Source organism: Ewingella americana ATCC 33852 (assembly GCF_000735345.1).
GTDB classification, from domain to species: domain Bacteria; phylum Pseudomonadota; class Gammaproteobacteria; order Enterobacterales; family Enterobacteriaceae; genus Ewingella; species Ewingella americana.
Genome location: NZ_JMPJ01000025.1, coordinates 87,316 through 101,699, shown reverse-complemented (window position 1 = coordinate 101,699; position 14,384 = coordinate 87,316). Strand labels below are relative to the sequence as shown.

Here is a 14,384-nt window from a genome sequence, read left to right as displayed (position 1 = left end):
TAGTTAAGAGCCGGGGATTCTCAAGGGGCGCGGCGATAGGCGCCCCTTGAGGCCGGTGTGGCGGCAGCGCACGGTTTTGACTTTTAAAGCCTTTTAGCGTGGCCACGCTAGGTCTTCCGGTGTGGGCCGGCGCCCACTGATCAGCCGTGGATCACTCCCCGCGCAAATCCTTCACATCTTTATCTTTCACATTCAACACCGGCTGGGCGCCAAACTCTTTAAACATATAGGTGCTCAGCGTGGCGATCTGCTTGTCGCTCAGGGTGTCGGCAAAGCCCGGCATGAACACTTCGCCGTCGTTGGTCTTGCGCGATACGCCGTGCAGGATAACGTTGACCAAGTTGTTTGGTGTCTGGGCACCCACCACGCTGTTTTTCATCAGCGATGGGTAGTAACCGTCTTGGCTGCCCTGACCGCCGAAGCTGTGGCAGCTTGCGCAGTTGCCGAGGAACAAACGCGCGCCGTCGGTTTCTTGGCTGGCTTTGAATGGCACGCCGCGCAGGTTGTCTACGCTGGTGCTCTCATGGCCCCAATCAGAACGGCTCTTGGTGACGGAAGAATCTGCCTGCGGCTTCAGCGTCTGGATGTAGGTCGCCATCGCGTTCAGGTCGGCATCGGTCAGATGGCGGGTACTGTTCTCGATAACTTCCGCCATCGGGCCAGCGGCCTGCGCTTTGCCACTGACGTGACCAGAACGCAGATACTGCACGATGTCGCCTTTGCTCCAGCTACCAATCCCGGCTTTCTTGTCGGAAGAGATGTTAAACGCGGTCCAGCCGTCAACCTCGGTTCCGGCGTACGGCTTGCCGTCTTTCATCCCCATGGTGATGTTACGCGGGGTATGGCACTCGCCGCAGTGGCCTAAGCCTTCGACCAGATATTTACCCTGATTCCACTCGGCAGACTGCGCGGTGTCTGGCTCAAAACGCTTGCTGTCGAAATTCACCAGATTCCAGAACCACATGCCCCAGCGCTGGTTGAACGGGAACGGCATCTCGTTTTCACGATTTTGCTGATGCACCGGCGGCAGGCTGAACAAGTAAGCCTTGATAGCCTTCACGTCGTCATCTTTCAACAGCGTGTAAGAGGTATACGGGAAGGCCGGATAGAGGTGCTGGCCCTCTTTGTTCTTACCTTCGTGAACCGCGCGCAGGAAGTCCTCGTCGCTCCAAGTGCCAATGCCCGTCTCTTTATCCGCCGTGATGTTTGGCGAGTAGAGCGTGCCCATTGGCGTCTTAAAAGCCAGTCCGCCGGCAAAAGGTTTGCCGTCTTTAGTGGTGTGACACGCCACGCAGTCCGCGGCCTGCGTCAGGTATTCACCGCGCTTAATCAGGTCCACGCCAGACTCTTCGGCCTGCGCCGCCAAGCTAAACAGACCAACAGCAGCCATCAGGCTAAGGGTTAACTTTTTCATCATTACACCTCCGCCTTTAACGTGTCTGCAATCCGCAGCGAGAGCGCCGCGATAGTCAAAGTACAGTTTACCGAGCCGACAGTCGGCATGACCGCGCTGCTGGCGATAAACAGGTTTTTGTGGTCGTGAGTACGGCAATCGGTATCTACCACCGAGTCTTTCGGGTCGTGGCCCATGATGGTGGTGCCGGTAATGTGGTTGTTGTTGGCGAAGTCTTTGAAGTAAGTGATGTCGGTGCCGCCCATCAGGCGAGCCGCATCGGCATAGACTTTGTAAGTGTGCTCGGCACTTTTACGCACGTAGTCATCCATCGCGTAGTAGAACTCCGGCTTCGGAATGCCCAGTTTGTCTTTCTCCGTGGTACTCGGAATGATGCGGTTTTCCGCGTGCGGCAAGATCTCGTGGAAGCTGTCAAAACGCACGTAGCGCGACGAACGGTCACGAATGCGCTTGTCGAGGTCTGGCCCAAGGATCAACTCACCTTTTTGGCTGAGCAGACGCCCTGCTTCCTGATCGGTACGGGAAACGTTCGACAGGTGGATTTTCTTCGCGGCGTACTCTTTACGGAAATCGCCGTCGCGGAAGCCAACCATAGAGGTCATCTCCTGCGGCCCGCGCCCCGGCCACAGCGGCTCGTTGGCGTAGAACTCAACGCCGACGCCCGGATGGTCCATCAAGTTACGGCCCACTTGGTCAGAGCTGTTACCCACGCCGTTAGGGTTCTTGTCGTTGGTGGACATCAGCATCAGTTTAGGGATTTCAATGCCGTTCGCCGCCAGCACGAAGTATTTGGCTTCGGCGCGGTGCTCATTGCCCTGCGGGTCTTTGAACAGCGCGGCGGTGATCTCCTGCTTGTCGTTGACTTCCAGCTTGTACACCACCGACTCAGGGCGCAGCACGGCGCCGTTTTTCTCAGCTTTCTCAACGTGCGTGATGCCGTTGTACATCGCGCCAATCGGGCAAATCGGCATGCAGTTGTTGTTACCACAGCACGTCGGGCGGCCATCATAAGGGCGGCTGTTACGCGCCACCGGCTCGGTCACCACGTAGTAACCGTTGTTGTTGAGCACGGTTTTCAGGCGCTGTTCGTTATAAGAGAGCGGCAGAGGTTCCATCGGGTATGGCGCACTGCGCGGCGAACCCAGCTCTTCATTGTTTGGCCCCCACACGCCCAGCTCTTGCTCGGCGCGGAAGTACCATTTCTCCAGCTCGCCGTACTCCATCGGCCAGTCGCGGCCTACGCCGTACAGAGATTTAATCTTGAAGTCGTTCGGCAGGAAGCGCCACGCGGAGGCCGCCCAGTGCCAGGTTGTGCCACCCACCACGCGGATAAACTGGGCGTCGTACGGGTGCTCACCCTTCTGAATCAGATAGTTATTGCTTGGGTTCGCTTCAGGATGCGGCGCGTAGTCGGTAGACGGGTACGGCTTCATGTTGTCCGACTTGTCGGCCTGATTGCGGAAATTCTCGACGATTTCCCAGCGAGACAGGCGCGGGCCTGCTTCCAAAATTAAGACGTTTTTCCCCGCCTTCGCCAGTTCGTTTGCCACTAAACCACCGGCAACGCCTGAGCCAATGACAACGACGTCAGCTTTTAATGTGTCAGCCATGTTCATTTTTCCTTAATTAAAGCGCGACATCGGGCTTGGCAGCCCAGTAGCCAGGACGATTGGTACAGTAAGAGCGGATCACCAGCACATCGGAGACCGCCTCAAACATCAGCGCTTTTTCATAAGTCACGACTGCAATGTCTTGCCCCTCACCCACCTGACCCAAATACCAGCCTTGCAGGATGATGCGCGCGGCGTCCTGCTGAGGCTGAGACCAGCTCGACGGCGCACCGGCAGGCAGGGTTTGTAGTGAGTCCAACTGCGCGGCGATGTCAGGTTTGCGCTGCAAAATCGCAGCATACAGGCGTTGACCAATCACCGGGTTGAGGTGCTTTTTGCCAGTTAGCGCGCGGGAAATGCGCAAGAATTTATCGACATCAACCGGCGAAGGTTCTCCGTCGGCGGCAAAAGCTTTAAGCGGAACGGGCATCATCAGGCTGCTGGCCAGTCCGACGCCGATATAACCCAATAAGCGACGACGTGAAACGCCGCTGACGCGAAGCGTCTTCGAAGGGGTATCAGACATTGCATTTTCTCCTAAAAAACAGCGGGATGACGGATGAACGGACATCCGTGGGCTGCGCCCTTCATCAACGCGCTGTCACCCTAACGGGTGAGTAAAGTGCACAATTCAATGGTTGTACGCGGTGTTATCTACCGGCTTGTATGATGCGGAGAGGATTATTTTTTATGCGCATCATTGTTATAAAAGTAGCCGATATGTAAAGAAACGTCGGCATGATACAACACGATATGCAGGGATAATATCTTGGCGTGGTTCAATTCGTGCTAAATATTGATTTACACAAAAAATTAAAATAATGAAAACAATAAGTTAATTGATTATTATTTATTTTACAGCGTGAAATAAATCAGCGGATTTTTCTTCTCTCTTGCGCATTTTTTAGCTGCCCGTCGCCAACCGCCACTTTTTACCCCTCTTCGTCAAAAAACCTTGTTGTTGTTGATAGCGCAGGCTTTTATTTTGCTATTCTGCTTCTCACACCGTTTTTGATGATTATGCACGGTGAATTTTGCTTTTAGTGCTATACATAATTTGACACGCCACTTACACACTTAAGGGTCCTCCCCATGAAAAAAACAAAGCTTTTGCAAGTTGCGCTAATTGCTGGTGCAGTTTTGCTTGCAGGCTGTACCAGTCAGATCACTAAATCCGATAAATACTCTGGCTTCCTCGGCGACTATTCAGGTTTAAAAGAGACCAAAACACCTTCGGGAAAAACGGTATTACGCTGGGTTGATCCGTCCTTCAACGCTTCTAACTATTCGCATGTTCTCTACCAGCCAATCACCTTCTACCCGCAGCCTCAGCCAAATGCGCAGATCGACAAACAGACCTTGGATGGCGTGCTGGATTACACCAACAATCGCCTGAAGTCCTCTATTGCACAGCGCCTGCCGCTGACTGACCACGCGGGCCCTCGCACCTTAATCTTCAAAGGCGCGATCACCGGCGTGAACACCGCCGCAGAAGGTTTGCAGTTCTATGAAGTGATCCCAGTGGCGTTAGTTGTCGCCGGAGCAGAAACCGCCAGCGGCCACCGTACCCGCGATACCGAACTCTATTTCGAAGCTGAGCTGATCGACGCCAGCACCGGTAAAGTGGTGGTAAAAGTGGCGCGTAAAGGCTTGGGTAAACAAGTCTCCAACGACAGCCAGAAAGTGACCCTAAACGACCTGAAAGGCGTGGTAGACAGCTTGGCGACCGACGTCGTGCAGTTCAACCCTGCCCCACAAAAGTAAGTGTTCGAGTGGAAGTGAAAAAGCAGCCTGCGGGCTGCTTTTTTTGTTTTTAGGACGGGTGTTTGAGGGAAAGAGAGAGCCCCAGAGCTTTCAATACCGCCAGCGTGGTTTTCAACGTGGGATTGCCGTTTTGACTAAAAGAACGGTAAAGCTGCTCACGGGATAAACCCGTTTCCTGAGCAATATGCGTCATCCCCTTGGCGCGAGCGATAACACCCAGCGCTTGAGCAATATAAGCTGAATCTCCAGTTTCTAGTGCGTCAGCCAGAAAAAACTCAATCTCTTCATCATTGACCAATGCGCCGGCTGGATCATACGTCGTCAGCTTTTCAGTCATTGCCATTACTCCATGATTTGGCTAAATTTTTTGCAAGACAGATATCGCGCTTTTGAGATGATTTATCTCCACCATATAGCAGCAAAATAATCTCCTCACGATGATTCTTAAAATAGAGCCGATAGCCAGGGCCATAATGGATCCGCAACTCAAATACCCCCTCTCCGACAGGTTCTACATCCCCCATCAGCCCATAAGATACGCGGAAAATACGGCTGGCAATGATCGTTTTGGCTCGGCGGTCTTTAAGGCATTTCTCCCAAAGACGAAAATTTTCGGTCTGTTTGATTTCTTTCAATAGTTCATTGTAGTTTAAAAACCACACCCTCTCAATAGTTTATTTAATAACCATCCGTTGGTGCTTGAGAGTGTAACGACCACAGAGAAAAATAATCAGAAAATGGTTGGAAAATGCCTCGCAAATAAGCATGTAATTTTTTGAAAATTAAGCCAATGACTTTATGTAGCGCCGAGATTGGTCTCTAATCCTTGAATATTGTTATTGATTAATAATTCAACTCAAATGCCGCAGGCGATATCAAAAAATGATATCATTAAGCCAAGATGGCGCATTGCAACTAAAAGGATTTAGGGCACCAGCATGTTGAACGCTAACCATATAAAGACATTGAATATCATCTTTTCCACACCAACATCTCGCACGCTGGAATGGCGTAAGATCGAGAATTTATTTGTTGCGCTTGGCGCACTCGTTACAGAAGGGAAAGGATCGCGAGTGAGGTTTGAAATTCAGCGAGTGGTTGCCTCATTTCATCGTCCCCATCCAGAGAAAGAGGCAAAAGTTTATCAAGTCAGAAGTGCCAGAATCTTTCTTGAAACAATAGGAGTCATTCCATGAGTACCATGACTTATCAGGGTTATGCGGCAAAAATTGAATACAGCGAAGAAGACCAATGCCTGATCGGGCATATCGCTGGCATTAGAGACGTCATAGGCTTTCATGCCGATAATGTGACTGATTTGCGAAATGCTTTTGAGGAAGCTGTTGATGACTATCTCAGCTATTGCGCTGAACAAGGCAGGTCACCACAGCGCCCGGCCAGCGGAAAAATCAGCTTACGCATCCAACCTGAAGTCCATTCAGCCATTAATGTTGCCGCCGAGATTTCAGGCAAAAGCGTTAACCAATGGATTAACGATATGCTCGCACGCATGGTTTATGACCCAATGCACACAGATAAATCTGTTTAATCTCCTTCAGCCCTTCAACCTCCGAGTTCATGACTATACTTATCGTCAATGTTCACAAACCGGAGGATTAACATGACCATTCACAAGAAAGGACAGGCTCACTGGGAAGGTAACATTAAGGAAGGTAAAGGGACTATCTCCACGGAGAGTGGCGCTCTGGATAAACAACCCTATGGCTTCAACACTCGCTTTGAAGGCAAACCCGGCACTAACCCGGAAGAGCTGATTGGCGCGGCGCACGCGGCCTGCTTCTCTATGGCGCTTTCTTTGATGCTCACCGAAGCTGGGCATGTTGCCAAGAGCATTGATACTGAGGCTAACGTCTCGTTAGATAAAGTGGACGGCGGATTCGCGATTAGCAAAGTCGCGCTGCAAAGCAAAGTGAAGCTGCCGGGGATTGATAAGGCAAAGTTCGACGAGATCATTCAGAAAGCCAAAGCCGGTTGCCCGGTTTCTAAGTTGCTGAAGGCTGAAATCACCCTCGATTACCAGCTCGAAAACTAAAAAGTAGTTTGCCTGAAAAGGCATTGATCTGACATCAATGCCTTAATAAACAGTCACGAATGGCGGCAGAAACACCACTCGCATTATCAGGTGGAATCCCTTGGAACCAGCTTCCATGGCAGAAGAAGCTCGCTTTCGTGGCTGGTCAACAGCTTCCCTTCAATCTGGTCGATCAACAATCCTGCGCTTCTATTGCCCATCTCTAGCATCGGCTGCTGAATAGTAGTCATCATCGGAACCGTGATTTCAGAGCATGGCACCCCGTCAAAACCGACAACCGCCAACTGGTCGGGAATGGCTTTCCCTGCTTTCACCGCAGCATTAAGTGCGCCACAGGCCAGCATATCTGAGATCCCAAAAATCGCATCGCAAGGCTCATCCCCTGACGTCAGCGCCTCATAGGCCGATGCCCCGTCGGTGAAGCTCATTACATTGCGGACATGAACAATTTTATGCCATGACAGCCCGGCTTCGGCGAGACTGTCGAGATAGCCCTGCTCGCGCTCTTGGGCATACTTATAGCCTTCGCGGGCGCTGATCATCGCGATACGCTTTTTGCCAGATTGAATTAAATGGTCGACGGCAGCACGGGCGGCAGAATAATTATCAATAGAAACAAAAGGCGCAACGCCCTGCTTATACTCGCCACACTGCACCCAAGGGTGGTGGCCAATATGCTCTTTCAGCGCATCAATTTGGGTGGTGGCATCCATAGTAATGACGCCGTCCACGGTACGCTCGTGCAGCAGCTTGAGGTAGGCGGCTTCGCGCTGCGGGCTGGATTCTGAATTACACAGAATGATGTGATACCCGCGCCGCTCGGCCTCGGACTCGATGCCGCAGACCACCAGCGCACAGAACGGATTACCAATACTCGAGACCATCACCAGCAGCATGCCGCTGTGCGAGTTCCTCAATTTTTGGCCGAGACGATTAGGATGAAAGCCTTCCTGCTCCACAACGCGCATGACTTTTTCACGGGTTTCAGGCTTTACCGGCCCGGTGCCATTAATCACCCGAGACACAGTCGCGGTCGAAACACCCGCAGCCTTCGCCACTTGCCGTATGTTTATCCTGCTCATGTTCCCTTCTCTTGAGATAAAGGTCTCGAAACAGTCGCAGGATAACATGTCTTCACGCGCAAAAACGATCACGCCTCTCGCAGTTTACTCAATGAAAACTCTGCGCTTTGGCACCCTGTGCCGGGGCTTTGGCCGGCACGCTGTACATAATCAGCAGCATGGCGAGCAGCAAGATCACCGCCGACGATGAGAAGATGCCGTTGGCCCCGTTGAGGTCAAACATCACTCCACCAAAGGCCGCACCGAGGCTGATGGCCAACTGAATCGCCGCCACAATCAGACCACCGGCGCTTTCTGCTTCGTCGGGCACCGCGCGCGTTACCCAGGTTGACCAGGCAACGGGAACGCCACCAAAAGCCATGCCCCACAGAGCCACCAGCGCGAAGTCCAGCACCGAAGATGAGCCGAAAAGCACTAACAAAGCCGCCAGAACGGCCATCAGCGCGGGCATGGCAATCAGCATTAAACGCAGCCGATGCTCAAGCACTCGGCCAGCCAGCGCCGTGCCGAAAAAGTTCGCTACCCCAAAGCCCAACAGAATCGCCGACAGCGTATTCACGCCGACGCCTGCCGCCTGCTCCAAAGCAGCCCGCATATAGGTGAAGAAAATAAAGTGGCCGGTGAAGACCAGAATGGTCGCCACCATAGCAATGCCGACCGCGGGACGGCGCAGCACGTCGATAATAGTTTTCAACCCGGCGCTGCCTTTAGCAGGCAGTGAAGGCAGGGTCAGCAACTGGGCGACAAAAGTCACTGCGCCCAGCGCGCTGGCGGCGAAAAACACGCTGCGCCAGCCGAACAGATTGCCGAAGTAGCTACCCATCGGCGCCGCCGCGATAGTGGCAACGGACACGCCGCTAAAGATGATCGACAGCGCCCTTGGCACTTTATCTTCAGGCACTAGTCGCATTGTCGTGGCCGCGGCCATGGTCCAAAAACCGCCCAGCGCGACACCCAACAGCACTCGGCCAATCAACACGGCAGTAAAGCCATTTGCCAGCGCCACGAACAGGTTAGCGACCACCAGCAGCAATGAGAAAGCCAACAGCACGTATTTGCGATCAATACCCTTGGTCGCGGCTGAAATCAGCAGGCTGGTGACCAACGCCACGGCCGCCGTGGTGGTCACGGCCTGCCCTGCCAACCCTTCTGACATATGCAGTCCTATTGCCATCGGAGTTAATAAACTGGCAGGCAAAAACTCCGCCGTGACCAGACTGAAAACGCCCATCGCCATAGCGAATACCGCGCCCCACGCCGGGTGGATGGCAGTCTGTGAGTCAGTTGATTTTGATGTTGAGTTCATAGGATTCATCAAATGTTGAGAAAGCTCAGCAGGCGGCACGACGGCGTTTCAGTCTACAAAAACTTGACGGCGCTCACCTTTCACTGTCGTGGCATCTTAGATTGAATGTAACGCGTTACACAATAAGCAGAGCGGCGAAAAAATCGCCGAGGGCATAAAATGACTAGTCGAAGAAATAGAAACAAGTCGGTGAACGGCGCTGAAAATCGGCTGAAAGCGGGAAGTTAGTTGTTACAAAACAAAGGCTTCAGAACGGCCACGCTTTCATGGTGTTAGCCACGGTACGCAGCAGGTCATCGCGCGTGGCGCCCGACTGCGCGTCAATCGCCATTCCCCAGCCGACGGTCATAATGTAACGCGCCAGAGATTCGCAATTTTCATTGGCGGGCAAATCCCCTTCCGCCTTGGCCTGCTCGAGTCTGGCACAGAGTCTGGCGCGGCGCGCGGCGCGCATTTCGGCGAACTCTTCGCGCATCGGCTCGTTGCTTTTGACACAAGGCAGCGCGTTATTTAGCGCCAGACAGCCCGGCGGGTAGTCCGTGTCGCTGTACAAGGCGGCCAAACGTGAGAGCATGGTTTCGACGCCATCGCGCACTTTTGGCAGCGCCAAAGCCTGCTCGGCATAGCCCAGACGGGTCTGCGAATAGCGCGCCAGAACCTGCTTAAATAGCCCTTCTTTGTTACCAAAGGCGAAGTAAAAACTCGGCGGCGTGATGCCCATCGCTTGGGTCAGATCCGACAGCGAGGTGCGTTCATAGCCATTGCGCCAAAACAGCTGAGTTGCCGTTTCGATTGCACTATCGATATCCAAAATGCGTGTTCGCGCCATGTGTCGAGCCTCCCGATGACCAAGGTTGAGCAATATAAAATTATCGTTTCCTAAAGTCTTGGTAATTTTTCGGTTGTAATATAGTAATCACTATATTACAACTTAGCCCGTTGCCGTACCATCATTCTGTCCCCTACTTTTCATCGAGGAGTCGTCATGCAATTCACTACTTTTGGCCGGACGGGCCTGCAAGTTTCACGCCTTACCCTCGGCACCGGCACCTTTGGTAAACAGACCAATGAGGCTGATTCATTTAGGATTTTTGATATCGCCGCTGACGCCGGAGTCAACTTTATTGATACCGCCGACATGTACCCCGCAGGCGCGGACATGACCGAAGTTGGGCGTTCCGAGGAGTTCACCGGGCGCTGGTTGAAAGGCAAACGCGACAAATTCATTCTGGCGACCAAAGGCGGTGGCGTGATGGGCACCGCGCCTTGGTCAAAAGGCACATCGCGCAAACACCTGCTGGATGCTATCGACGCCTCGCTAACTCGGCTGAATGTCGATTATGTTGACCTCTACCAACTGCATATGGATGACGCCAGCGTGGCGCTGGATGACAGCCTTGAGGCGATGGACAGCATCGTTCGCTCGGGCAAGGCGCGCTATATCGGGGTGTCGAACTTTCTGGCTTACCGTCTGGCGCGGGCGCTGGGCCGTCAGGACTTCCAGCGGCTAACGCGTTTTGTTTCAGTCCAGCCGCGTTACAACCTGTTATTCCGTGAGTTTGAGCGCGAGCTTTTCCCATTGGCGCAGGAAGAAAATCTGGCAGTTATTCCCTTCAATCCGCTGGCTGGCGGCCTGCTCACTGACCGATATCAGTTAGACAGCACGCCGGAAAAGGGTCGTTTCTCCGCCGAAGTGGGGCAATTTGGTGCCATGTATCAGGCCCGCTATTGGCATCAGCGGGAGTTTGAAACCGTCAATAAGCTCAACGCTCTTGCCAAGCAGCACAACCAGCCGCTGCCAAAACTCGCCGTGGCATGGCTACTCGCCAACCCGTCGATCACCTCGGTTATCCTCGGCGCCAGCCGCCCTGCCCAGCTCACCGACACCCTCGCCGCCGCCGATTATCAGCTACCCGCAGAGGTAAAAACGCAGTTAGACGAGTTAACACTCGAGTACCGCCGGGGAGATGCAAGTAAGTAGCGTGGAATTGCCCTCGGTAGCTGCCGGGGGATAAATGGCTTTAGTGCTATTTGTCGCTCGGCCCTTTAAACTCCGTTTTTGCATCCCTCTATAATGGAGTTTTGAGCATGGCCCATATCGCAGATTCTGCCTCCTTGCTGGGTTCCCGGAACAACCTTTGGAACAGAATATCCGATAGCCAAATGGCGGAGAAGCTGACGCAACGAGATGGGGAATATACTTACGCGCAGCTTAAAGAGTGGCTCCTGCGCCTTCTCCCTGATGAGCAGAAAACGACAACGCCCTTAGAAGATCTCGGGCTTATTCGCCGCGATCGCCCCGTTTTAGATGAAAGTTGCATCTATCAGCCGATCATCGAGCTGATTGTGCAAGGCAGCAGGCAGTCTCTGATTGGCAGTGAAAGGCTAGAGTACGGCAAAGGCCAACTGATGGTCGCGGGGGTGGATATTCCCTGCATTATCAATGAGGTGATAGCAGCTCCGGACGAGCCATTTCTTGGCCTTAGCCTGCCTCTCAACTTGTCACTGATAACCCAGCTTTCCGTGGAGCTTGAACTCAATACGCCCACGGACAGCAGCAGTCACAAAGGTATTTGCATCACTGGCTCCACGCTGGAGATTGCCGACGCCTTCTTACGTTTGCTGCGCCTGCTGGCATCTCCACAGCATATTCCGGCCCTCGCCCCGATGATCATTCGCGAGATTCACTACTATTTACTCACCGGGCCGCTGAGCCAATATTTGCGCGCGCTGGCGACCGAGGGTACTAACAGTCAGCGCATTGCGCAGGCTGTCACCCGACTGCGACAGCAATTTCTTGAGCCACTGGTGATTGAAGATCTGGCGAATCATGCGCATATGTCGCTATCAACCTTTCATCGTCACTTTCGCAAAGTCACGTCATACAGCCCGTTGCAGTTTCAAAAACGCCTGCGCCTGTATGAGGCCCAAAGGCTGATGTTAGTTGAAAATCTCGATGCAACCTCTGCCGCTTTTCGCATTAATTATGAAAGCACGTCACAGTTCAACCGCGAATACAAACGCGAATTTGGCCTCCCTCCGCAGCGTGATATCGACCGAATGCGCACGGCCGGAATGGTTCTCGAATAGATAATAAAGGCGGTGCAGTTCAGGCTAACTTCTCTTCCCAACGCCATTCTTGCGAAATCATAGCTTGCGCGAATTAGGCAATGATGTGGCAGTATCAGACATTACATTCATCAGCCTACTCTTTACCATTTCCCTATCCCAATATCTCCTTTGAAAATACTCAGACATTTTTAGGCAATGATATTGGGTTTCTCCTGTGCTGACGCCGGTTTGCACACTATTTTTGAGAAAGAAGGAATGAGTAATGAAACCACAAATTATTAGCCACATGGTCTCGACGGTTGATGGTCGTCTGGTCACCCCGCGCTACAGTCTGCCGTTCGATGGCAAACCAGCGGATGATGTGCTGAATATCTATTTTGATGTTGCCGAAGAGGTTGGCGGAGAAGCGACCATTCTGGGCCGCGTGACGCTGCAAGAATTCCTATCTCTCGGAGATTTCGAACATCAGGGCGAGGCGCCAACTCAGGTTCGAGAAATCTTTAACGCGCCGCGTGGCGATAAGCGAATCTTCGTCGTGACCGACCCTAACGGCAAAGTGCAATACGAGAAAAACGCCGAGTATCACTTCATCGCATTACTCAGTGAAAAGGTATCGGATCGCTACCTTGCACACCTGCGCGATTGCAACGTTTCATACTTGTTCTGTGGGGCAGAGGGTCAGAATATTGCTCTGGCAATGGATATTCTGGGGCGTGATTTTGGGTTCAAAAAATTGCGCCTAGAAGGCGGGGCGACCATTAACGGCAACTTCTTAAAAGCCGGTCTGCTGGATGAATTGAGTCTGGTTCTTTACCCGGGTATTGACGGGCTTTCAGGCGTTCCAGCCATTTTCGAATATCACGGGAAAGCTGACGAACTGCCTGCCGCCGGGCAGGCGCTGGAACTGAAATCCGTGAAGACTCTGCAAGATGGCGTCGTCTGGCTGTGTTACCAGTTCCACAAGATCTAACTTCTGTTGAATACACTCAGCCAATCAAGCCCTCGGCACCCGCCGGGGGCTTTCTCAGTAATCCAAGGCCATCATCCCTGAACGCCATACGCTGGTGGTGCGGATCAGGGATTTATCTCGTAGGAAATTAATCAGGGTTGAGATAAGCCGGTCGTGACGATTTTCCGTGCGGGTGATGATGTAAGAGTGGCGGCGCAAGGGCTGCGGCAACTCCAGAATACGGATATTTTCAGGCACTGGGAGCACCGACAACCACGGCATAATCGAAAAACCAATTCCCTGATTCACCAACCCGACAATGCCACTATCGCTGGCCAATTTGTGCGTGGCCTCATTGCGCAGCCCCATCTCCCGACAGCGTTCAATCACCGTGGTCAATGTATTCACGCTGGGCTGGATGAATGGCAGAGTTTCCAGCTGCTGCCAGCTGAACGGATGTTTTAGCCGGAACGAGCGCGGGATCATCAACACGTAAGGATCGCTGACATAGGGCACGCTGTGCATCTCGGGCAACTGACCGTTTATCGTCACACCAATATCGGCGCGCCCCGACGCCACGGCTTCGTCAATATGGTGGTACTCGGTGGCGCTATCATCAATGTCCAGATGGATGTCCGGCCAAGACTTCGCCAACGCTTCCAGACAGGGCGGCAGGATATAAGCCGTCGCGCTACGAAAGCAGGCGACGCGCAGTCGGCCAGCGATTTGCGGCATCTCTGCGGCGACTTGCTCAATGCCCGCCAGCAGTTGCATCACTTTTTGCGCGTCTTGCAGGATGCGAGTACAAGCAGGAGTCGGCACACAGCCGGTGCGTGAACGGTGTAACAGTCGAGTATTGAGATGCTGCTCCAGCTCGGCAATGGCGTGACTGATGCGCGACTGCGTGCAGCCTAATACCGCAGCGGCGGCACTAAAACCGTTGTTTTCCACTACAGCAATCAGCATTTCCAGCTGATTGAGCTTTATCTTGGACATTGTGTCAGTCAGTTCTCAGGATCAGGTTGCAGTGACAAATCGAATTTTTTCATAGAAGCATCAAACATATCACGATTTTCGGTTGCCGGTCATGGGAGGGATTTTCATGATGTAGGCAGAGGGGGAAGCCGTTACTCC

At 53.0% G+C, this 14,384-nt stretch carries 16 protein-coding genes; 7 read left to right on the top strand and 9 right to left on the bottom strand.

Features of this window, described 5'->3' with window-relative positions; all coding sequences use genetic code 11:
• Positions 1 to 151: 151 nt before the first annotated feature.
• The 3 genes from GEAM_RS03430 to GEAM_RS03420 are packed head-to-tail and all read right to left on the bottom strand — an operon-like array spanning position 152 to position 3,550.
• Positions 152 to 1,390: a c-type cytochrome gene (locus GEAM_RS03430; protein ID WP_411267870.1), complete on the bottom strand. Its 1,239-nt coding sequence runs from the start codon at positions 1,388 to 1,390 to the stop codon at positions 152 to 154.
• A gap of 26 nt (positions 1,391 to 1,416) precedes the next feature.
• Positions 1,417 to 3,024, bottom strand: a complete 1,608-nt coding sequence (locus GEAM_RS03425; RefSeq protein ID WP_034788281.1) for a GMC family oxidoreductase — start codon at positions 3,022 to 3,024, stop codon at positions 1,417 to 1,419.
• 16 nt (positions 3,025 to 3,040) lie between these two features.
• Entirely contained in the window at positions 3,041 to 3,550 is a 510-nt protein-coding gene (locus tag GEAM_RS03420; protein ID WP_034788279.1) for a sugar dehydrogenase complex small subunit, read from the bottom strand.
• 566 nt (positions 3,551 to 4,116) lie between these two features.
• On the opposite strand from GEAM_RS03420, the gene GEAM_RS03415 reads away from it, so the two are divergent.
• A complete protein-coding gene (locus GEAM_RS03415; protein ID WP_034788277.1) occupies positions 4,117 to 4,788 on the top strand; it encodes a DUF3313 domain-containing protein in 672 nt (223 codons plus the stop codon).
• Between the two features lie 49 nt (positions 4,789 to 4,837).
• On the opposite strand, the gene GEAM_RS03410 is transcribed toward GEAM_RS03415, so the two are convergent.
• Together GEAM_RS03410 and GEAM_RS22515 are read right to left on the bottom strand one after the other, a co-directional pair.
• A complete protein-coding gene (locus tag GEAM_RS03410; protein WP_419471216.1) occupies positions 4,838 to 5,125 on the bottom strand; it encodes an addiction module antidote protein in 288 nt (95 codons plus the stop codon).
• Complete coding sequence (locus GEAM_RS22515; protein ID WP_034788314.1) at positions 5,118 to 5,423, bottom strand: type II toxin-antitoxin system RelE/ParE family toxin; 306 nt, start codon at positions 5,421 to 5,423, stop codon at positions 5,118 to 5,120. The genes GEAM_RS03410 and GEAM_RS22515 overlap by 8 nt, the downstream gene beginning before the upstream one ends.
• A gap of 303 nt (positions 5,424 to 5,726) precedes the next feature.
• On the opposite strand from GEAM_RS22515, the gene GEAM_RS22510 reads away from it, so the two are divergent.
• From GEAM_RS22510 to GEAM_RS03395, 3 genes are all read left to right on the top strand, one after another.
• Positions 5,727 to 5,984, top strand: coding sequence for a type II toxin-antitoxin system HicA family toxin (locus GEAM_RS22510; RefSeq protein WP_172468483.1), 258 nt, complete (start codon positions 5,727 to 5,729; stop codon positions 5,982 to 5,984).
• Positions 5,981 to 6,337 (top strand): type II toxin-antitoxin system HicB family antitoxin, encoded by a 357-nt coding sequence (locus GEAM_RS03400; RefSeq protein ID WP_034788272.1) that lies wholly within the window; start codon positions 5,981 to 5,983, stop codon positions 6,335 to 6,337. Before GEAM_RS22510 ends, GEAM_RS03400 begins: the two co-directional genes overlap by 4 nt.
• 72 nt (positions 6,338 to 6,409) lie before the next feature.
• The gene (locus GEAM_RS03395; RefSeq protein WP_034788271.1) at positions 6,410 to 6,841 is read left to right on the top strand and encodes an OsmC family protein; all 432 of its coding nucleotides are present in this window, start codon (positions 6,410 to 6,412) and stop codon (positions 6,839 to 6,841) included.
• Positions 6,842 to 6,927: 86 nt separating this feature from the next.
• On the opposite strand, the gene GEAM_RS03390 is transcribed toward GEAM_RS03395, so the two are convergent.
• From GEAM_RS03390 to GEAM_RS03380, 3 genes are all read right to left on the bottom strand, one after another.
• Positions 6,928 to 7,923 carry a LacI family DNA-binding transcriptional regulator gene (locus GEAM_RS03390; protein ID WP_244956593.1) on the bottom strand — a complete coding sequence of 332 codons (996 nt, stop codon included), beginning with the start codon at positions 7,921 to 7,923 and terminating at the stop codon, positions 6,928 to 6,930.
• 88 nt (positions 7,924 to 8,011) lie between these two features.
• Positions 8,012 to 9,229, bottom strand: a complete 1,218-nt coding sequence (locus GEAM_RS03385) for an MFS transporter (protein WP_210435871.1) — start codon at positions 9,227 to 9,229, stop codon at positions 8,012 to 8,014.
• Positions 9,230 to 9,476: 247 nt separating this feature from the next.
• Positions 9,477 to 10,058, bottom strand: coding sequence for a TetR/AcrR family transcriptional regulator (locus GEAM_RS03380; protein ID WP_034788268.1), 582 nt, complete (start codon positions 10,056 to 10,058; stop codon positions 9,477 to 9,479).
• A 156-nt stretch (positions 10,059 to 10,214) separates the two neighbouring features.
• Here GEAM_RS03380 and GEAM_RS03375 point away from each other — a divergent pair, with 156 nt between their 5' ends.
• From GEAM_RS03375 to GEAM_RS03365, 3 genes are all read left to right on the top strand, one after another.
• Positions 10,215 to 11,210: an aldo/keto reductase gene (locus tag GEAM_RS03375; RefSeq protein WP_034788265.1), complete on the top strand. Its 996-nt coding sequence runs from the start codon at positions 10,215 to 10,217 to the stop codon at positions 11,208 to 11,210.
• Positions 11,211 to 11,317: 107 nt separating this feature from the next.
• Complete coding sequence (locus GEAM_RS03370; RefSeq protein WP_084674040.1) at positions 11,318 to 12,319, top strand: AraC family transcriptional regulator; 1,002 nt, start codon at positions 11,318 to 11,320, stop codon at positions 12,317 to 12,319.
• A 244-nt stretch (positions 12,320 to 12,563) separates the two neighbouring features.
• Entirely contained in the window at positions 12,564 to 13,271 is a 708-nt protein-coding gene (locus GEAM_RS03365) for a dihydrofolate reductase family protein (protein WP_034788260.1), read from the top strand.
• Positions 13,272 to 13,325: 54 nt separating this feature from the next.
• On the opposite strand, the gene GEAM_RS03360 is transcribed toward GEAM_RS03365, so the two are convergent.
• Positions 13,326 to 14,246 (bottom strand): LysR family transcriptional regulator, encoded by a 921-nt coding sequence (locus GEAM_RS03360; protein WP_034788259.1) that lies wholly within the window; start codon positions 14,244 to 14,246, stop codon positions 13,326 to 13,328.
• Between the last annotated feature and the right edge of the window lie 138 nt (positions 14,247 to 14,384).